The 21,763-nt window shown below is 71.9% G+C and carries 19 protein-coding genes and 1 riboswitch; of the genes, 12 read left to right on the top strand and 7 right to left on the bottom strand.

All coding sequences use genetic code 11. The features are described 5' to 3' along the window. Positions 1 to 33 precede the first annotated feature (33 nt). Positions 34 to 762: a M50 family metallopeptidase gene (locus tag EF918_RS06105; RefSeq protein WP_125641970.1), complete on the bottom strand. Its 729-nt coding sequence runs from the start codon at positions 760 to 762 to the stop codon at positions 34 to 36. 50 nt (positions 763 to 812) lie between these two features. On the opposite strand from EF918_RS06105, the gene EF918_RS06100 reads away from it, so the two are divergent. The 8 genes from EF918_RS06100 (at position 813) to def (ending at position 8,305) form a co-directional block, all read left to right on the top strand. Further along, positions 813 to 1,628 (top strand): SOS response-associated peptidase, encoded by an 816-nt coding sequence (locus EF918_RS06100; RefSeq protein WP_125641967.1) that lies wholly within the window; start codon positions 813 to 815, stop codon positions 1,626 to 1,628. A gap of 70 nt (positions 1,629 to 1,698) precedes the next feature. Further along, positions 1,699 to 2,367 (top strand): alpha/beta family hydrolase, encoded by a 669-nt coding sequence (locus EF918_RS06095; protein WP_125641963.1) that lies wholly within the window; start codon positions 1,699 to 1,701, stop codon positions 2,365 to 2,367. A 105-nt stretch (positions 2,368 to 2,472) separates the two neighbouring features. Continuing rightward, positions 2,473 to 3,282 (top strand): sigma-70 family RNA polymerase sigma factor, encoded by an 810-nt coding sequence (locus EF918_RS06090; RefSeq protein ID WP_125641960.1) that lies wholly within the window; start codon positions 2,473 to 2,475, stop codon positions 3,280 to 3,282. Continuing rightward, positions 3,279 to 3,581: a mycothiol system anti-sigma-R factor gene (gene rsrA, locus EF918_RS06085; RefSeq protein WP_125641956.1), complete on the top strand. Its 303-nt coding sequence runs from the start codon at positions 3,279 to 3,281 to the stop codon at positions 3,579 to 3,581. The genes EF918_RS06090 and rsrA overlap by 4 nt, the downstream gene beginning before the upstream one ends. A 193-nt stretch (positions 3,582 to 3,774) precedes the next feature. Continuing rightward, positions 3,775 to 5,181, top strand: a complete 1,407-nt coding sequence (locus EF918_RS06080; RefSeq protein WP_125641951.1) for an HD-GYP domain-containing protein — start codon at positions 3,775 to 3,777, stop codon at positions 5,179 to 5,181. A gap of 47 nt (positions 5,182 to 5,228) precedes the next feature. Further along, on the top strand, positions 5,229 to 6,497 hold the full coding sequence (locus tag EF918_RS06075) for an HD domain-containing protein (protein WP_125642028.1): 1,269 nt from the start codon (positions 5,229 to 5,231) through the stop codon (positions 6,495 to 6,497). A gap of 118 nt (positions 6,498 to 6,615) precedes the next feature. Further along, a complete protein-coding gene (locus EF918_RS06070; protein ID WP_125641948.1) occupies positions 6,616 to 7,611 on the top strand; it encodes a hypothetical protein in 996 nt (331 codons plus the stop codon). Positions 7,612 to 7,669: 58 nt separating this feature from the next. Continuing rightward, entirely contained in the window at positions 7,670 to 8,305 is a 636-nt protein-coding gene (gene def / locus EF918_RS06065) for a peptide deformylase (RefSeq protein WP_125641946.1), read from the top strand. Positions 8,306 to 8,408: 103 nt separating this feature from the next. Here def and EF918_RS06060 read toward each other — a convergent pair whose 3' ends face one another. The 5 genes from EF918_RS06060 to EF918_RS06035 form a co-directional block, all read right to left on the bottom strand. After that, positions 8,409 to 9,425: a ribonucleotide-diphosphate reductase subunit beta gene (locus tag EF918_RS06060; protein WP_125641943.1), complete on the bottom strand. Its 1,017-nt coding sequence runs from the start codon at positions 9,423 to 9,425 to the stop codon at positions 8,409 to 8,411. After that, the gene (locus tag EF918_RS06055) at positions 9,425 to 11,824 is read right to left on the bottom strand and encodes a ribonucleoside-diphosphate reductase subunit alpha (protein WP_125641940.1); all 2,400 of its coding nucleotides are present in this window, start codon (positions 11,822 to 11,824) and stop codon (positions 9,425 to 9,427) included. Before EF918_RS06055 ends, EF918_RS06060 begins: the two co-directional genes overlap by 1 nt. Before the next feature lie 174 nt (positions 11,825 to 11,998). After that, positions 11,999 to 12,075: riboswitch (cobalamin riboswitch) on the bottom strand. A 412-nt stretch (positions 12,076 to 12,487) separates the two neighbouring features. Continuing rightward, positions 12,488 to 12,685 (bottom strand): YbdD/YjiX family protein, encoded by a 198-nt coding sequence (locus tag EF918_RS06045; RefSeq protein WP_125641939.1) that lies wholly within the window; start codon positions 12,683 to 12,685, stop codon positions 12,488 to 12,490. Then, the gene (locus EF918_RS06040) at positions 12,682 to 14,835 is read right to left on the bottom strand and encodes a carbon starvation CstA family protein (protein ID WP_125641937.1); all 2,154 of its coding nucleotides are present in this window, start codon (positions 14,833 to 14,835) and stop codon (positions 12,682 to 12,684) included. The genes EF918_RS06045 and EF918_RS06040 overlap by 4 nt, the downstream gene beginning before the upstream one ends. A gap of 201 nt (positions 14,836 to 15,036) precedes the next feature. Beyond that, positions 15,037 to 15,801, bottom strand: a complete 765-nt coding sequence (locus EF918_RS06035; protein ID WP_125641935.1) for a GntR family transcriptional regulator — start codon at positions 15,799 to 15,801, stop codon at positions 15,037 to 15,039. Between the two features lie 291 nt (positions 15,802 to 16,092). On the opposite strand from EF918_RS06035, the gene EF918_RS06030 reads away from it, so the two are divergent. From EF918_RS06030 to EF918_RS06015, 4 genes are all read left to right on the top strand, one after another. Then, complete coding sequence (locus EF918_RS06030) at positions 16,093 to 17,376, top strand: extracellular solute-binding protein (RefSeq protein ID WP_125641932.1); 1,284 nt, start codon at positions 16,093 to 16,095, stop codon at positions 17,374 to 17,376. Positions 17,377 to 17,529: 153 nt separating this feature from the next. Next, a complete protein-coding gene (locus EF918_RS06025) occupies positions 17,530 to 18,549 on the top strand; it encodes a carbohydrate ABC transporter permease (protein WP_125641929.1) in 1,020 nt (339 codons plus the stop codon). Between the two features lie 47 nt (positions 18,550 to 18,596). Further along, positions 18,597 to 19,415 (top strand): carbohydrate ABC transporter permease, encoded by an 819-nt coding sequence (locus EF918_RS06020; RefSeq protein WP_260609874.1) that lies wholly within the window; start codon positions 18,597 to 18,599, stop codon positions 19,413 to 19,415. An 8-nt stretch (positions 19,416 to 19,423) separates the two neighbouring features. Continuing rightward, positions 19,424 to 20,920 carry a glycoside hydrolase family 3 protein gene (locus EF918_RS06015; protein ID WP_125641926.1) on the top strand — a complete coding sequence of 499 codons (1,497 nt, stop codon included), beginning with the start codon at positions 19,424 to 19,426 and terminating at the stop codon, positions 20,918 to 20,920. 382 nt (positions 20,921 to 21,302) lie between these two features. Here EF918_RS06015 and EF918_RS06010 read toward each other — a convergent pair. Further along, on the bottom strand, positions 21,303 to 21,763 hold a 461-nt coding region (locus EF918_RS06010), incomplete at its 5' end, for a glucosamine-6-phosphate deaminase (protein ID WP_148141216.1).

The raw sequence follows: 21,763 nt of genomic DNA, 5'->3' as shown, positions 1-21,763 counted from the left end.
TTAGTGGCAGAGCCGTGGCCCCCGATGATCCGCTCACAGGCCGAGCAGCCACCGCCCGCCGCCGATCAGCGAGCACAGCGTCACCACGTGGAACATGACCAGCCAGACGACCGGATGCAGATGGGTGAGCCGCCCCAGCTGGTCGGCGTCCGAGTCGGGCGCCCCGCCGCGCCTCCGCTTCGCCTGCAGCTCGAACACCGGCCGCACCCCGCCGAGCAGCAGGAACCACACCACGCCGTAGGCGAACAGCGCCTGGACCTCGGGCGGAGCCAGCCAGGACACCGCCAGGAAGGTCCCGCCGGACACCACCACGGTCAGCACCCCGTACGCGTTCCGGATCATCACCAGCATGGCCAGCAGCAGGGCCGTGGCCGCCCACAGCAGCAGCGTGATCCGGTGCGCCCCCAGCAGCGCGGCCCCGCCGAGCCCCAGCAGGGACGGCGCGATGTAGCCGGCGGCGGCGGTCAGGATCATGCCGAGACCCGAGGGATTGCCACGGCTGACGGTCAGGCCACTGGTGTCCGAATGCAGCCGGATCCCGTCCAGACGCCGCCCGGTGCACACGGCCACCAGACCGTGCCCGCCCTCGTGGGCGATGGTCACGGCGTTGCGGGATATCCGCCACAGCGGCCGCGGCGCCACGACCGCCAGCGCCACCGCCGCGGTCAGCACCACCAGCCACAGTTCGGGCGCCGGCTGGAGCCCGGTCAGCCGGTCCCAGATCCCGGCGGCGGTGGTACCCGCGGAAGAGGCGACGGTCATGGGGCGGACTCCTTGGCGAGCGGGGACGGGGCCATGGCAGTGTGGCAGCCATGTGCGGACGGTATGCAGCGAGTCGTAGGCCCGAGGACCTGGTGGACGTCTTCGGCATCGAGCGGTGGGAGCCGACGGAGACCCTGGACCCGGACTGGAACGTGGCACCGACCAAAGCCGTCCACGTCGTCCTCGACCGTGCACTGAAGGACGCGCAGGACCCGCGTCCGGTTCGCCAGCTGCGCGTCCTGAAATGGGGTCTGGTCCCGTCCTGGGCCAAGAACCCCGACGGCGCGGCCCGGATGATCAACGCCCGGTCCGAGACCCTGCACGAGAAGCCCTCGTTCCGCCGGGCCTTCGCCCAGCGCCGCTGCATCATCCCCGCCGACGGCTACTACGAGTGGGTCACCGGCGCCGACGAGCGGCAGCTGGAGGTCGAGGGGAAGAAGAAGCGCCCGCGCAAGCAGCCGTACTTCGTGCGGCCCGCCGACGGCTCGGTCTTCGCCATGGCCGGCCTCTATGAGTTCTGGCGCGACCGGACCCTGCCCGACGACCACCCGGACGCCTGGTGGGTGACCTGCTCGGTGATCACCACCGAGGCCGAGACCACCCCGCTCGCCGCCGCCCCCGCCGACGGGCCGGGCTCGCTCGCCGAGATCCACCCGCGGATGCCCCTGATGCTCACCCCGGACCGCTGGGACGCCTGGCTGGACCCGGCCAGGACCGACGTCGACGCCCTGCGCCCGCTGCTGGAGCCGCCGCCCGGCGGACTGATGCGGGCCTACCCGGTCGCCACCGCCGTCAGCAACGTCCGCAACAACGGGCCCGAGCTGCTGCACGAACTGGCCGCGCCCGAGCTCGGCACGCTCTTCTGACCCGGCGCCGCCGGTCCGCCCCGGCGGCGCCGACCCCGGCAGCACGCGCGCGACCCGGCAGGATGGGCGCATGACGTCGCACACCCCCCGCCGCACCCAGAGCGTGGACACCCCGGCCGGCGAGGCACGGATCACCTGGCACGAAGCCCCCGACGCCCGGCTGGTCCTGGCCCTGGGCCACGGCGCCGGCGGCGGCATCGAGGCCCGCGACCTCCAGGCCCTGGCCGCGGCCCTGCCCGGGCGAGGGGTCACCGTCGCGCTGGTCGAGCAGCCCTGGCGGGTCGCGGGCAAGAAGGTCGCCGCCGCCCCGAAGACCCTCGACGAGGGCTGGCGCGGACTGTGGCCGCAGCTCGCCGCCGCCGGCCCGCCCGTCGTCGCGGGCGGCCGCAGCGCCGGGGCCCGGGTGGCCTGCCGGACCGCCGCCGCACTCGGCGCGGCCGGGGTGCTGGCGCTGGCCTTCCCGCTGCACCCGCCCGGCCGGCCCGAGAAGTCCCGGGCCGACGAACTGCTCGGTGCCGGGCTGCCCACGCTGGTGCTCCAGGGCGGCCGGGACACCTTCGGCCGCCCCGAGGAGTTCCCCGCGGGCGGCTTCGACCTGCTGGAGGTCCCGTACGGGGACCACGGCTTCGCGGTGCCCAAGAAGGCGGAGCTCACCCAGCAGGAGGCCCTGGCGGTGATCACCGGCGCGGTGGCCGACTGGCTGGACCGGCTCCCGCTCCCGGCGCCGCGCACGACCTGACGCGGACCCCGTGCGGCACCCGCCTCCCGCACGGGAATGCGCACGCCGGCTCCTTGGTTGTGCCGGATGTCGGAACGCACGGAACCGCCGAAGGAGAGGACGCGCATGACCCAGGTCATGAGCCAGAACCGCCCACAGGCCACTGACCTGGACTGGACGGTGCTGCCCGCCCCCAAGCGCGCCCCGGCCCGGGCGGCGCAGGGGCGCGATGGTCGACTATTCTCCGATTCGAGTGGGTCCGCATTCGGAGCCGCCACGCAGTCGGAGGAGGTGGGTTCCGTCCCTGGGACCGACGAAGGCCACGCGGAAGAGACGCCCGCGGAGCGCAACGCGCGCTTCGAGCGGGACGCACTCGGCTACCTCGACCAGATGTACTCGGCCGCGCTGCGCATGACGCGCAACCCGGCCGACGCCGAGGACCTGGTCCAGGAGACGTACGCCAAGGCGTACGCGTCCTTCCACCAGTTCCGCGAGGGGACCAACCTCAAGGCGTGGCTGTACCGCATCCTGACCAACACCTTCATCAACTCCTACCGCAAGAAGCAGCGCGAGCCCCAGCGCAGCGCGGCGGAGGAGATCGAGGACTGGCAGCTGGCCCGTGCCGAGTCGCACATGTCGACGGGCCTGCGCTCGGCGGAGTCGCAGGCACTGGACCACCTGCCGGACTCGGACGTGAAGGAAGCGCTCCAGGCCATTCCGGAAGAGTTCCGCATCGCCGTGTATCTCGCCGACGTGGAGGGGTTTGCGTACAAGGAGATCGCGGACATCATGGGTACACCCATCGGTACGGTCATGTCGCGACTGCACCGTGGCCGCCGTCAACTCCGCGGAATGCTGGAGGACTACGCTCGTGAGCGCGGGCTGGTCCCGGCCGGCGCGGGAGAGTCGAACGAACGGAAAGGCTCGGGCTCATGAGCTGCGGAGAGCCGCACGAGACGGATTGCTCTGAGGTCCTGGACCACCTTTACGAGTTCCTCGACCACGAAATGCCGGACTCGGACTGCACCAAGTTCGAGACGCATTTCGGCGAGTGCAACCCGTGCCTGGAGAAGTACGGCCTGGAGAAGGCCGTCAAGAAGCTGGTGCAGCGGTGCTGCGGGTCCGACGACGTACCGTCCGACCTGCGCGCCAAGGTGATGGGGCGGATCGAGCTGATCCGCGCCGGGCAGTCGGTGCCCGACCACGACGTCACCGCGGGTCCGGCCACCGGCTGACCTTTCGGCCGAACGGCCGCCCCGGGAACACCCCTTCGTTCACCCGAAGGCGTTAATCCGGGGGTGCCCGGACGGCGCAATGCCACAAGGCGGCCCCCCGCTGACGGGGGCCCGCCTATTCTCCCCAATCGGTACCGGTGCGACCGGTGCCCCGGCGTGCGCGACAGCGCACCGGTACGGGGAGGAGAACGCGATGCGGGTACTTCCGCCGGCGGCCCGGATCTTTCTCCTGAGCACCGTCGGCGGTGCGCTCGTCTGTGTGCTGCCCGCCCTGACCGCGCTGCGGCACGGGCACGTGCCCCTGCTTCCGGTCGTCCTCCTCACCGGGCTCTACCTCGGCTGCGAACTGGTCCGCCTGTGCCCGCTGCCGGCCGGCCGGGCCCCCGAGGGCATCGGCTCCTTCCTGCCGGTGCTGCTCGCCGCCGTCTACCTGCTCCCGCCGGCCGCCGCCGCGCTCGTCGCGGTCCCCGGCGCGCTGGCCGGGCCCGTGGTGCAACGGCCCGCCGGGGTCCGCCGGATCTGGCACGCCGCCCAGCAGGCCGGGGCCGCCTGGGCCGCGGCCCACGCCTTCGCCCTGCTGCACGGTCCGGCCGCGCTCGGCGGCGGGGGCCAGGACTGGGTCGCGGACTTCCCCTACGTCCTGCTGCCCGCGGCCGTCGCCGCCGCCGTGTTCTGCCTGGTCCTCACCGCCCTCGACGGCGGCATCCTGGTCGCCGCCGAACGCCGCCCCGCCACCCGGGCCTGGCGCGGACTGCTCGCCCGCTCGCTGGCCCCGCACGCCGTGCACGCCCTGGCCGGGCTGATGATGGCCGTGCTCTGGCACAGCCCGTACGGGCCGCCGGCCGCGCTGCTGGTGCTGCTGCCGATGTACCTCTCCTGCTGGATCTTCGCCCAGTACCACCGCGAACGCGCCGCCCACCAGGCCACCATCAGGGCCCTGGTGCAGGCCGTCGACATCAAGGACCGCTACACCCGCGGCCACAGCGAACGGGTCGGACAGGCCTCCGCCATGATCGCCCGCGAGCTCGGCATGGACGGGGACCGCCTCGAATGCGTCCGGATCGCGGGCATCCTGCACGACGTCGGCAAGCTCGGCGTCCCCACCCGGCTGCTGCGCAAGGACGGCCCGCTGACCCCGCAGGAGCGCCAGGTCATCGAACTCCACCCCGAGTACGGGCACGAGATGGTCCGCGGCATCGGCTTCCTCGGCGAGGCCCGGGTGGCGATCCTGCACCACCACGAACGCATCGACGGCTCCGGCTACCCCTACGGCCTGAGCGGGGAACAGATCCCGGTCCTGGCCCGGGTGGTGGCCGTCGCCGACGCCTTCGACGCCATGACCTCCACCCGCTCCTACAGCCGGGCCCGCCCGGTGCCCACCGCCCTCGCCGAACTCCAGCGCTGCGCCGGCTCCCACTTCGACCCGGCCATGGTCCGTGCCCTGGTCCGCGCCATCGGCCGGCACGGCTGGCACCCGGTGGTCACCTCCGACGCCGACCTCCAGGTGATCCCGGCCACCGACGGCACCACCGCCCTGCCGGGCATGCCCGCCCAGGGCGACGCCGGCAGCCGGACCCGGGCCGCCGGGGGCGGCGGGTGAGGCCCGCCGCCGTCCCGGCCGGCGGCCTGCGGCCCGGCGCGGTGGTCATGCCCTGGGCGGTCCGGGCCGGCGCCGCCGCCCTGACCGCGGCCGGGCTCGGACACACGCTCTGGCACGGCGTCGTCGAGCCCGGCACCGCGCTCGCCTTCGGCGTGCTGATCGCGGTCGGCGAGCTGGCCCGGCGCGACGGCCGGCCCCGGCCCGGCCACCCCCATCCGGCCGAGGACCGCCACCCCGCCCCGCTCGGCTCGGCCGGGGCGCTGGCGTACGCGCTGCTCGGGCACGCGGCCGGGCGGCCCACCCACCACGGGGTGCTCCAGGTGGTGGCCGTGGTCGTCGCGGCCGCCCTCGTCGGGATCGTCCCGCACGTCGCCCGGGGCCGCGGTCCGGCCCTGGACGACGTGGCCCGGCGGGTGCTCACCGTGGCCTTCGCCGCCGCCTGCTTCCGGCCGCTCTACCACTCCGGGCGGCTGGCCGAGAGCGTCGGCCAGGGCCCGTACCTGGTGTTCCTGCTGCTCGGGCTGCTGGGCCTGACCGCCCTGTGCGACGCCGTGCTCGCCGCCGCGCTGGCCGGGGCGCGCACCGGCTGGCCGTACGGGCCCCTGCTGCGCGACGAACTGCGGGCGCTGGCCGGGATCGGCTCGGCGATCTGCGCCACGGGGGTGGTGATGGGTCTCGGGGTGGCCGTCGCCGGGCTGTGGGCGCTGCCCGCCTTCAGCGTGCCGCTGCTGCTGACCCAGATGTCGTTCCGCCGGATCACCGCGATCCGCACCACCTACCGCCAGACCATCACCTCGCTGGCCCGGGCCACCGAGATCGCCGGGTACACCCCGCCCGGCCACGCCCGCCGGGTCGCGGCCCTGAGCTGCGCGGTCGGCCGGGAGCTGGGCCTGTCGGAGCGGGAGCTGACCGTGCTGGAGTACGCGGCGCTGATGCACGACATCGGCCAGCTCTCCCTGATCGACCCCGTCCCGGCCGGGGCGACCGCCCCGCTGGCGGCGGCCGAGGCCCGGCGGATCGCGGAGCTCGGCGGGGAGGTGGCCCGGCAGACCGGGGTGCCGGCCGAGGTCGCGGTGGTGGTGGAACGGCAGGCCGATCCGTACCGTGAGCAGCCGGTCGCGGCCCGTATCGTCCGGGTGGTCAACGCCTACGAGGACCTGGTCGGCGGGAGCCGTCACCCGGGTGGCTCATTGGCGGCCCTGGAACAGCTGCGCCTCGGCACGGCCCGGGACTACCAGCCGGAGGTCGTGGAGGGCCTCGCGCGGGTTCTCGCCCGGGACGGACGTGCCAGAGTCGTACCCGTCCCACCGGGGTAACCCATGGGTAATGAGCGGCCGTCCGAGTGGGCATGGTTGGATGCGAAGTGAGAGTGTCCACCAGGCTGCACCGTTAATCCCCCAGCCACCGCTGGGGGGACCCCCACAGGCGGGAATCGTGAGGATCTTCGGGAAGGTACGGCATCGGCCCTCCGCCTCGTGGCGGCAGGCCACCGACCGCGCGTTCACGCTGATCGGCGACGGTCGGTACGAGGACGCGGGCGCCCTGCTGACCAGAGCGGCCGACCTGGAACCGTGGCTGTCGGAGTCCTGGTTCAACCTGGCGCTGCTGCACAAGTTCCGGCACGACTGGGAACAGGCGCGGGCCGCCGGACTGCGGGCCGTGGCCCTGCTCGACCGCGAGACCGGTGCGCCGGACTGGTGGAACGTCGGCATCGCCGCCACCGCCCTGCAGGACTGGCCGCTGGCGCGCCGGGCCTGGCAGGCCTACGGGCTGCGGGTGCCGGGCGAGCCGCACGGCGCGGCCGGCACCGGCGAACCGGTCGGGATGGAGCTGGGCAGCGCCGCCGTGCGGCTCTCGCCCGAGGGCGAGGCCGAGGTGGTCTGGGGCCGCCGGCTGGACCCGGCGCGGATGGAGGTCCTGTCCATCCCGCTGCCCTCCTCGGGCCGGCGCTGGGGCGAGGTCGTGCTGCACGACGGGGTCCCGCACGGCGAGCGGGTCACCGCGGCCGGGCCCGCGTACCCGGTCTTCGACGAGATCGAGCTGTGGGCGCCGTCCCCGGTACCGACCTGGGTGGTGCTGCTGGAGGCCGCCACCGAGGCCGACCGCGACGCCCTGGAGCGACTCGCCTCCGACGCCGGCTTCGCCGCCGAGGACTGGTCCTCGTCGGTGCGGCTGCTGTGCCGGACCTGCTCGGAGAGCTCCATGCCCAGCGACGAGGGCGACGGCGAGCACCTCGACCCGCACGACCACAGCGAACCGGGCCACCCCGGCCCGCTCGGGCACCGCACGGCCGGCTCCGGTTCCCTGTGGGTGCCCGAGCGGGAGTGCGGCATCGCGGCCCCGGCCGGACTGGTCCGCGGACTGCTGGACGGCTGGGTCGCCGACAGCCCGGACACCCGGGAATGGCGGGATCTCGAAGAAGTCTGCTGATCCCTGCACGTAGGCTGTACGGGCACACCAGTGGCTTCAGGGAAGGCGTACGCGGGACATGGCGCAGCAGGAGAACGAGGTCCTCAAGGTCGATGCCGACGGATACGTCGTGGACACCGAGGACTGTGAGGCGCGTGAGCTCGCCCACCGTGAGCGCGGCACCGCGCGCCCGATCACGGTCGTCGGCAACCCGGTGCTGCACCGGGAGTGCAAGGACGTCACCGAGTTCGGCGCCGAACTGGCGCAGCTGATCGACGACATGTTCGCCAGCCAGCGGGCCGCCGAGGGCGTGGGCCTGGCCGCCAACCAGATCGGCGTGGACCAGAAGGTCTTCGTCTACGACTGCCCGGACGACGAGGGCGTGCGCCACACCGGCGTCGTGGTCAACCCGAAGCTGGTCGACCTGCCGGCCGCCGCCCGGGTGCTCGACGACTCCAACGAGGGCTGCCTGTCGGTCCCCACCGCCTACGCCTCGCTGCCGCGCCCCGACTACGCCGAGGTGACCGGCCAGGACGCCCAGGGCAACCCGATCAAGGTCCGAGGCACCGGCTACTTCGCGCGCTGCCTCCAGCACGAGACCGACCACCTGCACGGCTTCCTGTACATCGACAAGCTCTCCAAGCGGGACCGCAAGGACGCCCTGCGCCAGATGGCCGAGGGCACCCCGCGCTACGAGACCGTCCCCAACGAGTAGGGCCGGACCAGGGGCCGGGCTTCCCGCCCGTCCACGCGCACGCCGAAGGCCCCGCACCGGATCGTTCCGGTGCGGGGCCTTCGTCCGTGGTGCGGAGTGCGGACTAGAAGTCCTCGTCGAGGTCGACCGTGCCCTCGACGGCGACCTGGTAGGCCGACGGGCGGCGCTCGAAGAAGTTCGTCAGCTCCTGGACGCCCTGGAGCTCCATGAACGAGAACGGGTTCGCCGAGCCGTAGACCGGCGCGAAGCCGAGGCGGACCAGACGCTGGTCGGCGACGCACTGGAGGTACTCGCGCATCGACTCGGTGTTCATGCCGGGCAGGCCGTCACCGCACAGGTCGCGGCCGAACTGCAGCTCCGCCTCGACGGCCTCCTTCAGCATGTCGGTGACCTGCTGCTGGAGCGCGTCGTCGAAGAGCTCCGGCTCCTCCTTGCGGACCGTGTCCACGACCTCGAAGGCGAAGTTCATGTGCATGGTCTCGTCGCGGAACACCCAGTTGGTGCCGGTGGCCAGGCCGTGCAGCAGGCCGCGGCTGCGGAACCAGTACACGTAGGCGAAGGCGCCGTAGAAGAACAGGCCCTCGATGCAGGCGGCGAAGCAGATCAGGTTCAGCAGGAAGCGGCGGCGGTCGGCGGCCGTCTCCAGCTTCTCGATCTTCTCGACCGAGTCCATCCACTTGAAGCAGAACTGCGCCTTCTCGCGGATCGACGGGATGTTCTCGACGGCGTCGAAGGCGGCCGCGCGGTCGTCCGGGTCGGGCAGGTAGGTGTCCAGCAGGGTCAGGTAGAACTGGACGTGCACGGCCTCCTCGAAGAGCTGGCGCGACAGGTACAGGCGCGCCTCCGGGGAGTTGATGTGCTTGTACAGCGTCAGCACCAGGTTGTTCGCGACGATCGAGTCGCCGGTGGCGAAGAACGCCACCAGGCGGCCGATCATGTGCTGCTCGGCCGGGGTCAGCTTGGCGAGGTCGGCCACGTCGGAGTGGAGGTCGACCTCCTCCACCGTCCACGTGTTCTTGATCGCGTCCCGGTAGCGCTCGTAGAAGTCCGGGTAGCGCATCGGACGCAGGGTCAGCTCGAAGCCCGGGTCGAGAAGGTTTTGCTTTCGGGTGGTGCTCATCACTGGCAGGCCTCGCAGGACTCGGGGTTCTCAAGGGAGCAGGCCAGCGCGTCGGCGTCGACGGCCTGCGGAAGGGGGGCGGGGGTGGCCGCCGGCTGTGCCTGGGCGGCGCGGGCGATCTTCGTCGCCGGACGGGAGCGCAGGTAGTAGGTGGTCTTCAGGCCCTGCTTCCAGGCGTACGCGTACATCGAGCTGAGCTTGCCGATGGTGGGCGTCTCCATGAAGAGGTTGAGCGACTGGCTCTGGTCCAGGTACGGCGTACGGGCCGCCGCCATGTCGATCAGGCCGCGCTGCGGGATCTCCCACGCCGTGCGGTACAGCTCGCGGACCTCGGCCGGGATCCAGCCGAAGCCCTGGACCGAGCCGGAGGAGTCGCGCAGCGCCTCGCGGGTCTGCGCGTCCCAGACGCCCAGCTTCTTGAGGTCCTCCACCAGGTAGCCGTTGACCTGGAGGAACTCACCGCTGAGGGTCTCGCGCTTGAAGAGGTTGGAGACCTGCGGCTCGATGCACTCGTACACGCCCGCGATCGAGGCGATGGTGGCGGTGGGGGCGATGGCCAGCAGCAGCGAGTTGCGCATGCCGGTCTTCGCGATCCGGGCGCGCAGCGCCTCCCAGCGCTCGGGCCAGTGGTGGGTGACCCCGTAGTGGTCGGGGTGCAGCACGCCCTGCGCGGTCCGGGTCTCCGCCCACGCCGGCAGCGGGCCGCTGCGCTCGGCGAGGTCGGCGGAGGCCTCGTAGGCGGCCAGCATGATCCGCTCGGCGATCTTCGTGGACAGCGCCTTGGCCGCGTCGGAGTCGAACGGCAGGCGCAGCTTGAAGAAGACGTCCTGCAGACCCATCGCGCCCAGGCCCACCGGGCGCCACTTGGCGTTGGAGTTGCCGGCCTGCTCGGTCGGGTAGAAGTTGATGTCCACCACGCGGTCGAGGAAGGTCACGGCGGTGCGGACGGTCTCGTCCAGGCGCTCCCAGTCCAGGTCGCCGGTCTCGGTCAGGACGAACGCGCCGAGGTTGACCGAGCCGAGGTTGCAGACGGCGGTCTCGTCGTCGTTGGTGACCTCGATGATCTCGGTGCACAGGTTCGAGGAGTGCACCACGCGGCCGGGCAGCGCCGTCTGGTTGGCGGTGCGGTTGGAGGCGTCCTTGAACGTCATCCAGCCGTTGCCGGTCTGCGCGAGGGTGCGCATCATGCGGCCGTACAGGTCCCGGGCCGGCATGGTCTTCTTGGCCAGGCCCGCGGCCTCGGCCTTGAGGTAGGCGGCGTCGAACTCCTCGCCGTAGAGGTCGACCAGCTCCGGGACGTCGGCGGGGGAGAACAGCGACCACTGCCCGTCGGCGTTCACGCGGCGCATGAACTCGTCCGGGATCCAGTGCGCGAGGTTCAGGTTGTGCGTGCGCCGGGCGTCCTCACCGGTGTTGTCGCGCAGCTCCAGGAACTCCTCGATGTCCGCGTGCCAGGTCTCCAGGTAGACGGCGGCGGCGCCCTTGCGGCGGCCGCCCTGGTTCACGGCGGCGACGGAGGCGTCGAGGGTCTTCAGGAACGGCACGATGCCGTTGGAGTGGCCGTTGGTGCCGCGGATCAGCGAGCCGCGGGCGCGGATGCGCGAGTACGACAGACCGATGCCGCCGGCGTGCTTGGACAGCCGGGCCACCTGGTGGTAGCGGCCGTAGATCGAGTCCAGCTCGTCCAGCGGGGAGTCCAGCAGGTAGCAGGAGGACATCTGCGGGTGCCGGGTGCCGGAGTTGAACAGGGTGGGGGAGGAGGGCAGGTAGTCCAGCCGGCTCATCAGCCCGTAGAGGGACGAGACCTCCTCGACCGCGCGCACGCTGTCGTCCTCGGCCAGGCCGCAGGCCACGCGCAGCATGAAGTGCTGCGGGGTCTCGATGACCTGACGGGTGATCGGGTGGCGCAGGAGGTAGCGGCTGTGCAGGGTGCGCAGGCCGAAGAAGCCGAACCGGTCGTCGGCGCCTTCGGCGAGCGCGTGCTCGACCAGCGCGTCCAGGCGGGCGGCGTGGGCGGCGACGAACGCGGCGGTGCGGTCGGCGATCAGGCCCTCGCGGTGACCGACCGCGACGGAGGCGGAGAAGGAGGTGGCGCCCTGGCCGGCCGCCTCGTCGGCGACGGCGAGGGTCAGCAGCCGGGCGGCGAGCCGGGAGTAGGCCGGGTCCTCGGAGATCAGACCGGCGGCGGCCTCGGTGGCCAGCCCGCGCAGCTCGGCCTCGTCCGCGTCGGCGCTGCGGCCGCGCAGGGCGGCGGCGGCGACCCGGCCGGGGTCGGTGTCGGGCAGGTCGGCGGTCAGTTCCGTGAGGGTGCGCAGCAGCGCGGCCCCGGGGCCGCCGGCCTCGGCGGCGGACTCGGGCAGGTCGGACTCGGCGCGCGATGCGGCAGGCGCGATGGTCACGGGGGGCTCTCCCTCGCTCGGCTCCGGCTCATCGAACGGCGGGGCAGGCGGGAGCGCGCGCGGGCAGGCGGGAGCGACGAAGGCTCATGTGCACCGCACGGCGTCCACCGGCCCAACCGCGAGGCCCGGACGTGGTCGGCGTCCGGGACGGTCGACCCGGGCGCGCCGTCGGCAGGTCATCGGACTTGGCGCCCGGGCGGCCGGACACTTCATACCGTTGCGGGACAGTTCCGGATTCCCACCGGATTCCCCTGCGGCGACAGCGAGGACGAGCATACATGTGGGGGGCCATGTCTGTGTGACCCCCTAGATGTTGTGTCGCCCGGCGACGCAGCGTCGTGTGTCGTACCTCTCCGCTATCGTCGGAGCGAGCACCTCCCAGGAAGGCGAGTGAGGTAGGACCGTCATGGCCGAACATCCCCAGATGCTGACGGAAGAGTTCGAGACCCTCGCCCGCACAGCCGCCCCGTGTCCGTGCACGGTGAGCCCAACGGGATGCACTACGAAATCGTGCGCACCGTGCCTTTCGGCAAGGACGTCCACCTCCCCGACCCCGTCGGCATCACCCTCCGGACCGAGGTCCTCAAGGACGGGGTGCGCTGGCCCGGACAGCATGAAGGGCCCCGCCGGTGGTCCGGCGGGGCCCTTCATGGCCGGTCGGCCTCAGCAGCAGCGGAAGCCTTCGCGGGGGTCGGCCTCGCGGGCGTCCGTGCGGGCGCGTTCGAAGGCGCGGCGGGTCATGACCTCGGCGGTCGGGTCGTGGGCGCGGGCGTGGGCGACGTAGCGGTCGTACGCCGCCTCGCCCGAGAACTCGCGGACGTAGTACCGGATCCGGGCCAGGCGGTCCCGCAGGGCGGTCATCCGACCGGTTCCTTGGCCCGGCCACCTCCGGAGTCCAGGCCGGCCGCGGCCAGCTCGGCCTTCTCCTCGGCCGTCGGGAACAGCCCGGCCGGCGCGACGAGCTGGGACTCGGTCCACGGGACCTCCGCCAGCCGCACCGACCCGGGGTCGCGCACGGCCTTGACGCAGACCCGGGCCGCATCGGCCAGCACGATCAGGATCAGGATCGCGAACAGGGCGGACAGGACGCCGTCCACCGTGGAGTTGAGGACCACGGTGTGCATGTCGTCCATGCTCTTCGCCGGGGCGAGCGTCTTCCCGGCGTCGATGCCGGCCTGGTACTTGTCGCGCTGGGCGAAGAACCCGACCCGCGGGTCCTCGGAGAACACCTTCTGCCAGCTCGCCGTGAGCGTCACGGCCGCGTCCCAGAGCAGCGGGACACCGGTGACCCAGGCCCACTTCAGCCGCCCGGACTTCACCAGCAGCGTGGTGCACACCGCCAGGGCCACCGCGGCCAGCAGCTGGTTCGCGATCCCGAACAGCGGGAAGAGCTGGTTGATGCCGCCCAGCGGGTCCTTCACGCCGACCCACAGGAAGTAGCCCCAGGCGCCGACGACCAGCGCGCTGGCGATCCACACGCCGGGCTTCCAGCTGATCTGCTTGAACGGCTTGTAGACGTTGCCCAGCATGTCCTGGAGCATGAACCGCCCCACCCGGGTGCCCGCGTCGAGCGTGGTGAGGATGAACAGCGCCTCGAACATGATCGCGAAGTGGTACCAGAACGCCTTCATCGACGCCCCGCCGAACACCGAGGAGAAGATCTGCGACATTCCGAGTGCGAACGTCGGTGCGCCACCGGTCCGCGACAGCAGGCTGGCCTCCTCCACGTCCTTGGCCGCCTGTGTGAGCTGCTCGGGCGTGATGGCGAACCCGAGGTGGGAGACCGCCTCGGAGGCCGACTGCACGGTGGTGCCGATGAACCCGGCGGGCGAGTTGACCGCGAAGAACAGGCCCGGCTCGATGATGCAGGCGGCGATCATCGCCATGATCGCGACGAAGGACTCGGTCAGCATCGACCCGTAGCCGATCATCCGGATCTGGGTCTCCTTCTGCACCATCTTCGGGGTGGTGCCCGAGGAGACCAGCGCGTGGAACCCGGACAGGGCGCCGCAGGCGATGGTGATGAAGACGAACGGGAACATGGACCCGGCGAACACCGGCCCGTCGCCGCGGCCCGCGAACGAGGTGATGGCGTCCATCTTCAGCGTCGGCACCGCCACCGCGACACCGACGGCCATCAGCGCGATCGTGCCGACCTTCATGAAGGTGGACAGGTAGTCGCGCGGCGCGAGCAGCAGCCACACCGGCAGGACCGAGGCCAGGAAGCCGTAGGCCACCATCCAGATGACCAGCGTGGTCGGCTTCAGCGTGAAGAACTCCGCCCAGGACGACTCGGCCACCCAGCCGCCCGCCACGATCGCGAGCAGCAGCAGGGCCACACCGATCAGCGAGACCTCGGTGACCCGCCCCGGGCGCAGGATCCGCAGGTACAGGCCCATGAACAGGGCGATCGGGATGGTCATCCCGATGGAGAAGACACCCCACGGCGAGTGCGCGAGCGCCCCGACGATGACCAGGGCGAGCACCGCCAGCAGGATGATCATGATGGCGAACACGGCGACCAGCGCCGCGGCCCCGCCGAACGGGCCGATCTCGTCCCGGGCCATCTGGCCGAGCGAACGCCCGTCGCGCCGGGTGGAGAAGAACAGCGTGACCATGTCCTGGACGGCGCCAGCGAAGATCACGCCGGCGACGATCCAGATGGTGCCCGGCAGATAGCCCATCTGCGCGGCGAGCACCGGGCCGACCAGCGGGCCGGCGCCCGCGACGGCGGCGAAGTGGTGGCCGAAGAGCACCCGCCGGTCGGTCGGGTGGAAGTCGACACCGTTGTCGAGGCGTTCGGCGGGAGTGGCCCGGGTCTTGTCCACCTTGAGCACGCGGTGGGCGATGAAGCGGGAGTAGAAGCGGTACGCGATCGCGTACGAGCCCAGGGCCGCCGCGAGCATCCACGCGGCCGAGACCTCCTCGCCGCGGGAGAGCGCCAGGACGCTCCAGCCGACCGCACCGACCAGGGCGACGAGCGACCAGCCGGCGATCGACTTCGGCGTCACCCGGGACGGGGGAGCGGTGGAGGGGAGCGAGTCCGTGGGGCCGCCCGGACTCGCCGCGTTCCGTTCCGTGCCGGTTGATCCTGGTTCTGGCATGATCCTCGTCCCCTCGTTGATCATCTGCAGTGAGCGCAGGAATCTACGGGGGCCCGCCCGCCTGGCGTAAGCCCCCGTCCGCATAGCGGTACGAGAGTCAACTACGAATCAGACGGCGGGGCGCTGGAGCCGAGCCACGAACTTGTAACGATCGCCGCGGTACACCGACCGTACCCACTCGACGGGTTCGCCGTCCGCGTCCAGGGAGTGCCGGGAGAGCATCAGCATCGGCAGGCCGACGTCGGTGCCCAGCAGCCCGGCCTCGCGCGGGGTCGCCAGCGAGGTCTCGATCGTCTCCTCGGCCTCGGCGAGGTGGACGTCGTAGACCTCGGCGAGGGCCGTGTAGAGCGAGGTGTACTTGGCGAGCTGGCGGCGCAGGGCCGGGAACCGCTTGGCCGACAGGTGGGTGGTCTCGATGGCCATGGGCTCACCGCTGGCCAGGCGCAGCCGCTCGATGCGCAGCACCCGCCCGCCGGTGGCGATCTTGAGCAGCCCGGCCAGGGTGTCGTCGGCGGTCACGTAGCCGATGTCCAGCAGCTGGGAGGTGGGCTCCAGGCCCTGGGCGCGCATGTCCTCGGTGTACGAGGTCAGTTGCAGGGCCTGGGAGACCTTGGGCTTGGCCACGAAGGTGCCCTTGCCCTGGATCCGCTCCAGCCGGCCCTCGACGACGAGCTCCTGCAGGGCCTGGCGGACGGTGGTCCGCGAGGTGTCGAACTCGGCCGCGAGGGTGCGCTCCGGGGGCACCGGCGTGCCGGGCGGCAGGGTCTCGGTCATGTCGAGCAAGTGCCGCTTGAGTCGGTAGTACTTGGGCACCCGTGCGGTGCGGGTGGCCGCCCCGCCCTCCGGCTCCCCGGACTCCCCATCGGTGGCCATGGCCGCCCGCCTTCCCGACTCCAGTTTCGCTGCCGTCACCGGCTCCTCCGTTATCTGCGGTCACATGGTGACACGGTGTGGAGGGCGTACCTCGCCCCCGCCCCGAGGTGTCGGTCCGGTAACGGACGTGACCCCCGCTCATTAGACCCTTGACACCCCTAAAGGTCTAGGCCAAGCTCCGGGTACTGGTCTAAACCAATCTGGATCAGATCCCGGCCCCACAAGCAGTACTTGGCGTATGTCATCGCGGCGGGCAAGGGAAGTGCAGACAGCATCCCTGAGGAGGGTGGCGTGAAGCGCAAGCTCATCGCGGCGGTCGGTGTCGCGGGCATGATGGCCGGTGTCGCGGCTTGTGGCAATGGTGGCGACGACAAGGGTACGGCCGACGCCAACGGAAACAAGACCGTCACCGTATGGGTGATGGACGGCTCCGCGCCGAAGGCCTGGCTCGACGAGGTCAACAAGGAGTTCGAGGCCAAGCACCCGAACACCAAGGTCAAGGTCGAGACCCAGCAGTGGAAGGGCATCCAGGAGAAGGTCACCACCGCCCTCTCCGAGAACACCCCGCCGGACGTCATCGAGCTCGGCAACACCCAGACCGCCGGCTACGCGGTCACCGGCGGCCTCGCCGACCTCACGGGTGACAAGTCCAAGCTCGGCGCCGACGCCTGGCAGAAGGGCATGCTCAGCTCCGCCGAGGTCGACGGCAAGCTGTACTCGGCCCCCTGGTACGCCGCCAACCGCGTCGTGGTCTACGACAAGAAGGCCTTCGAGAAGGCCGGCATCACCGCTCCGAAGACCCGCGACGAGTGGATCGCCGGCCTGGAGAAGCTGAAGGCCGCCGACCCGGCGTCGCAGCCGATCTACCTCCCGGGCCAGAGCTGGTACGTCCTCGCCGGCTTCATCTGGGACGAGGGCGGCGACCTCGCCGTCAAGGACGGCGGCAAGTGGAAGGGCCAGCTCGGCACCCCGCAGGCCGCCTCCGCGATGGAGTTCTACAAGAAGCTCCAGTCCTACTCCACCGCTCCCAAGGACAAGGACGAGGCCACCCCGCAGCAGTCCACCGACATCGTCCCCAAGGGCGGCGTCGCCTCCTGGATCGGTTTGGGCTGGGAGGCCCAGGGCGCGCTGAAGGCCCTGAAGGAAGCGGGCAAGGAGGGCGACTTCGGCTACTTCCCGATCCCGGGCAAGACCGCCGACAAGCCCGGCTCCGTCTTCCTCGGCGGCTCCAACCTCGCCGTGGCCGAGCGCTCCAAGAACAAGGACCTCGCCAAGGAGTGGCTGGCCCTGGCCGCGGGCAAGGACCAGATGACCAAGTACGCCGCCGCCACCGAGGGCGCGCTGCTGCCCAACCAGCAGGCCGCCAACTTCGCCGCCGCCGCGGGCTCCTTCGCCGAGTCCATGGCCAAGGGCGCCGTCAACGGCAAGATCACACCGGTGACCGCGGGCTGGGCCAACGTCGAGACCGAGCCCAACCCGATCAAGGAGTACATGACCAAGGTGCTCAAGGGCGAGGACGCCGTGAAGGCGGGCGAGGCGGCCGACAAGGAGATCGCGAGCCGCATCAACAAGTGACGCGGCCCGCAGCACCTCTCCCCACGCACCACCCGTCACGCACCACGCACCACCAGCAGTGAACGCACCGGGGTACGGCGCGGGCGCCCGGGCGCCGGCCGTACCCCTGGTCGCGCATGTGACTCCTTAAGTCAACGCGAGGAAACCACCGCCATGACCGTGCACTCCCAGGGAGCGGCGCCCAGCGCTCCACAGGACGCACCACCGCCGTCCGCCGGACGCCCGAAGACGCCCCCGGCCGCAGCCGGCCGGACCTCCGGTTCCCCTCGCCGCGCCAGAGCGTCGCTCCCCTCGGGCTGGCTGCCGTACGCGCTCGTCGCCCCGGCCGTCCTCGCCCTCGCCGGACTGCTGCTCTACCCGCTCTTCAAGAACATCCTGCTGTCGTTCCAGCAGGTCAACAAGATCGAGCTGATCCAGCGCAAGGCCCCCTTCGTCGGCCTGGACAACTACACCGCGCTGCTCGGCGACTCCCGGTTCTGGACCGTGGTCGTGCGCAGCTTCGTCTTCACGGCCGCCAACGTCGCGCTGATCATGGTGCTCGGCAGCCTCATCGGCATCCTGCTGAACCGGCTCGGCAAGACGATGCGCCTGGTCCTCTCGCTGGCCCTGGTGATGGCCTGGGCCATGCCGATCGTCGCCTCCGTCACCGTCTTCCAGTGGCTCTTCGACGAGCAGTTCGGCGTCGTCAACTGGCTGATGCGCACGCTGGGCTTCGCCGGCTACGAGCAGCACAACTGGTTCGAGACTGGCTTCTCCACCCTGGTGATCATCACCATCCTGGTGGTCTGGGGCTCCATCCCGTTCGTCGCGCTCAACATGTACGCCGGCCTGACCACCGTCGGCGCCGAGCTGTACGAGGCCGCCCGGATGGACGGCGCCAACGGCTGGCAGACGTTCTGGAAGGTCGTCTTCCCCAACCTCAAGCCCTTCTTCCTGGTCACCACCTTCCTTGAGGTCATCTGGGTCTTCAAGGCCTTCACCCAGGTCTACGCGATGCGCGCCGGCGGCCCCGACCGCGCCTCCGAGACCCTCCCGGTCTTCGCCTACATCGAGGGCCAGTCCCAGCAGCACTACGGCCTCGCCGCCGCCATCTCCGTCCTGACGATCCTGATGCTCCTGGTCGTCATGTCGTTCTACTTCCGCCTGATCCTGAAGCAGGAGGAGGAGCAGTGAGCACCACCGCACCCAAGCCCGCGCAGACCCTCCGCACCCGCAAGCCGCTGCGCCCCGCCGCCGTGGCGAAGAACCTCGGCGCGCTCCTGCTCGCGGTGGTGTTCGTCTTCCCGGTCTACTGGATGTTCTCCTCGGCCCTGAAGCCGTCGAGCCAGATCCTCACCAAGGACCCGGTCTTCCTCTTCACCCCGACCTTCGACAACTTCGGCACCGCCACCGCCGTCGACCTGTTCTGGACCTACGTCACCAACAGCCTGGTCGTCACCGTCAGCGCCGTGCTGCTGGCGCTGCTCGTCGCCCTCGCCGCGTCCTTCGCCATCGCCCGGATGAAGTTCAAGGGCCGCAAGGCGATGGTCCTCGGCGTGATGATGGCGCAGATGGCCCCCTGGGAGGTCATGGTCATCGCGATGTACATGATCGCCCGGGACTCCGAGATGCTGAACAGCCTCCCGCTGCTCACCGCGATCTACTTCGTGATGGTCCTGCCCTTCACCATCTGGACCCTGCGCGGCTTCATCGCCGCCGTCCCGGTGACCCTGGAGGAGGCCGCCCAGATCGACGGCTGCACCCGCGGCCAGGCCTTCCGCAAGGTCATCTTCCCGCTGCTGGCCCCGGGCCTGATGTCCACCTCGCTCTTCGGCTTCATCACCGCCTGGAACGAGTTCGCGATGGTCCTGATCCTCGACAAGGACAAGTCCGCGCAGACCCTGCCCCTGTGGCTGACCCAGTTCCAGACCGCCTTCGGCAACGACTGGGGCGCCACCATGGCCGCCTCCACGCTGTTCGCCCTGCCGGTCCTGCTCGTCTTCGTCTTCCTCCAGCGCAAGGCCGTCGGCGGGATGACCGCCGGCGCAGTGAAGGGATAACGGCACCCATGACAGTCCTTGCGCACCGCCCCGACACGGTCACCCGTGACGCCCTGGCGGTCCTCCAGCCCGGCTTCGAAGGCACCACCGCCCCCGCCTGGCTGCTGCGCCAGGTCTCCCAAGGCCTGACCTCCGTCGGCCTGTTCGGCCGCAACATCGCCTCGCCCGGACAGCTGGCCGCGCTGACCGCGCAGCTGCGCGCCGAACGCGAGGACGTGCTCGTCGCCATCGACGAGGAGGGCGGCGACGTCACCCGCCTGGAGGTCCGCCAGGGCTCCAGCTTCCCCGGCAACCTCGCCCTGGGCGCCGTCGACGACACCGCCCTGACCCGGGACGTGGCCCACGAGCTGGGCCGCCGCCTGGCCGAGTGCGGGGTCAACCTCAACTGGGCCCCGTCCGCGGACGTCAACTCCAACCCCGACAACCCGGTCATCGGCGTCCGCTCCTTCGGTGCCTCCCCGGACCTCGCGGCCCGGCACACCGCCGCGTACGTGGAGGGCCTCCAGGCGGCCGGCGTGGCCGCCTGCACCAAGCACTTCCCCGGCCACGGCGACACCAACGTCGACTCCCACCACGCGCTGCCGCGCATCGACGTGGACCTCGACACGCTGGCCGAGCGCGAGCTGGTCCCGTTCCGGGCCGCCGTCGCGGCCGGCACCAAGGCCGTGATGAGCGCCCACATCCTGGTCCCGGCCCTCGACCCGGTCCGCCCGGCCACGCTCAGCCCGCTCGTCCTGACCGGGCTGCTGCGCAAGGAGCTCGGCTACGAGGGGCTGATCGTCACCGACGGCATGGAGATGAACGCCATCGCCGGCACCTACGGGATCGAGCGGGGCTCGGTCCTGGCGATCGCGGCCGGCGCGGACGCCATCTGTGTGGGCGGCGGCCTGGCCGACGAGGCCACCGTGCTGCGCCTGCGCGACGCCCTGGTGGACGCCGTGCGCGGGGGCGCCCTGCCCGAGGAGCGGCTCGCCGACGCCGCCGCCCGGGTCCGGGCCCTCGCCGAGTGGACCCGGCGCGCCCGGGCCGCCGCCGCGCCGGGCGCGCCGCAGGAGGGGAGCGCGCCCGGCCCCGGCGTCGGCCTGGTGGCCGCGAGGCGGGCGCTGCGGGTGTCGGGCACCCCGGTCCCGGTGACCCGCCCGTACGTCGCCACGCTCGCGCCCGTGGCGAACATCGCCGTGGGCGACGAGACCCCGTGGGGCGTGGCCGCGGAGCTGGCGGCCCTGCTGCCGGACACGGCCGGGGCCGTGCACCCGGAGGGCGTGACGGCGGCGGAGGTCCTGGCGGCGGCGGGCGACCGCACGATCGTCGCGGTGGTCCGCGACGCCCACCGCCACCCGTGGATGGCCCGGACCCTGTCCGAGCTGATCTCGGCGCGGCCGGACACCGTGGTCGTGGAGATGGGCGTACCCCGGGCGGCCCCGACCGGCGCCTACCACGTGGCGACCCACGGCGCCTCCCGCGTATGCGGCCGGGCCGCGGCCGAGGTCGTAGCGGGGGCCTGACCGTCCCCGCGGCCCCCTGCGACCGGGGGCCCGGGCCCCCGCTCCGGGTTTCGGGGGCTCTGCCCCCGCACCCCCGCGCCTCGAACGCCGGCGGGGCCGGATCATTGGTGGCCGGCCTCGCCGGGCAGGTGCGGGCTGCGGCGGGCGGACCGGGCGCTGCCCGCCCTGGTGCGCTCGATCGCCGCGCGGGCTTTCATCCAGCCCCCGCGTACCTGTCCGGCCCCGCCGGCGTTCGAGGCGCGGGGTCCGGGGCGGAGCCCCAGGACGCTTTCAGCCCGTCCGGCGTTCGAGGACCCGGGGCACGGGGGTGGAGCCCCCGTGCGAGGGGGGACGGCGAAGGCCGGGTCCCGGAGGAGGGGGCCCGGCCTTGGCGGGTGCAGGGCTACAGGCCCTGCCAGCTCGGCTTGTTGCCGTACGCATGGCGGAAGTAGTCCGCCAGCTTCAGCTTCGAGGCAGCCGCCTCGTCCACGACCACCGTGGCATGCCGGTGCAACTGCAGCGCCGACGCCGGCACGAGCGCCGACAGCGGCCCCTCCACCGTCTGGGCCACGGCCTCGGCCTTGCCCTCACCTGTGGCGAGCAGCACCAGGTGCCGCGCGTCCAGGATCGTGCCTATGCCCTGGGTGATCACATGGTGGGGCACCTGGTCGATGTCGTTGTCGAAGAACCGCGCGTTGTCGACGCGCGTCTGCTCCGTCAGCGTCTTGATCCGCGTCCGCGAGGCCAGCGAGGAGCACGGCTCGTTGAACCCGATGTGCCCGTCGGTCCCGATGCCGAGGAGCTGGAGGTCGACCCCGCCGGCCTCGGCGAGCGCCCGGTCGTACGTCTCGCACGCCGCCACCA

Origin of the sequence: Streptomyces sp. WAC06614 (genome assembly GCF_003949795.1) — a bacterium.
Lineage (GTDB): Bacteria > Actinomycetota > Actinomycetes > Streptomycetales > Streptomycetaceae > Streptomyces.
This window is presented reverse-complemented; position numbering and strand designations above follow the sequence as displayed.

Bases quoted from the DNA above. Each gene is read 5' to 3' on its own strand.
- EF918_RS06095 (WP_125641963.1), top strand. From the start codon at position 1,699: ATGACGTCGCACACCCCCCGCCGCACCCAGAGCGTGGACACCCCGGCC.
- EF918_RS06015 (WP_125641926.1), top strand. From the start codon at position 19,424: ATGACAGTCCTTGCGCACCGCCCCGACACGGTCACCCGTGACGCCCTG.
- EF918_RS06035 (WP_125641935.1), bottom strand. From the start codon at position 15,801: ATGGCCACCGATGGGGAGTCCGGGGAGCCGGAGGGCGGGGCGGCCACC.
- def (WP_125641946.1), top strand. From the start codon at position 7,670: ATGGCGCAGCAGGAGAACGAGGTCCTCAAGGTCGATGCCGACGGATAC.
- EF918_RS06025 (WP_125641929.1), top strand. From the start codon at position 17,530: ATGACCGTGCACTCCCAGGGAGCGGCGCCCAGCGCTCCACAGGACGCA.
- EF918_RS06045 (WP_125641939.1), bottom strand. From the start codon at position 12,685: ATGACCGCCCTGCGGGACCGCCTGGCCCGGATCCGGTACTACGTCCGC.
- EF918_RS06100 (WP_125641967.1), top strand. From the start codon at position 813: ATGTGCGGACGGTATGCAGCGAGTCGTAGGCCCGAGGACCTGGTGGAC.
- EF918_RS06105 (WP_125641970.1), bottom strand. From the start codon at position 762: ATGACCGTCGCCTCTTCCGCGGGTACCACCGCCGCCGGGATCTGGGAC.
- rsrA (WP_125641956.1), top strand. From the start codon at position 3,279: ATGAGCTGCGGAGAGCCGCACGAGACGGATTGCTCTGAGGTCCTGGAC.
- EF918_RS06075 (WP_125642028.1), top strand. From the start codon at position 5,229: ATGCCCTGGGCGGTCCGGGCCGGCGCCGCCGCCCTGACCGCGGCCGGG.
- EF918_RS06090 (WP_125641960.1), top strand. From the start codon at position 2,473: ATGACCCAGGTCATGAGCCAGAACCGCCCACAGGCCACTGACCTGGAC.
- EF918_RS06080 (WP_125641951.1), top strand. From the start codon at position 3,775: ATGCGGGTACTTCCGCCGGCGGCCCGGATCTTTCTCCTGAGCACCGTC.
- EF918_RS06060 (WP_125641943.1), bottom strand. From the start codon at position 9,425: ATGAGCACCACCCGAAAGCAAAACCTTCTCGACCCGGGCTTCGAGCTG.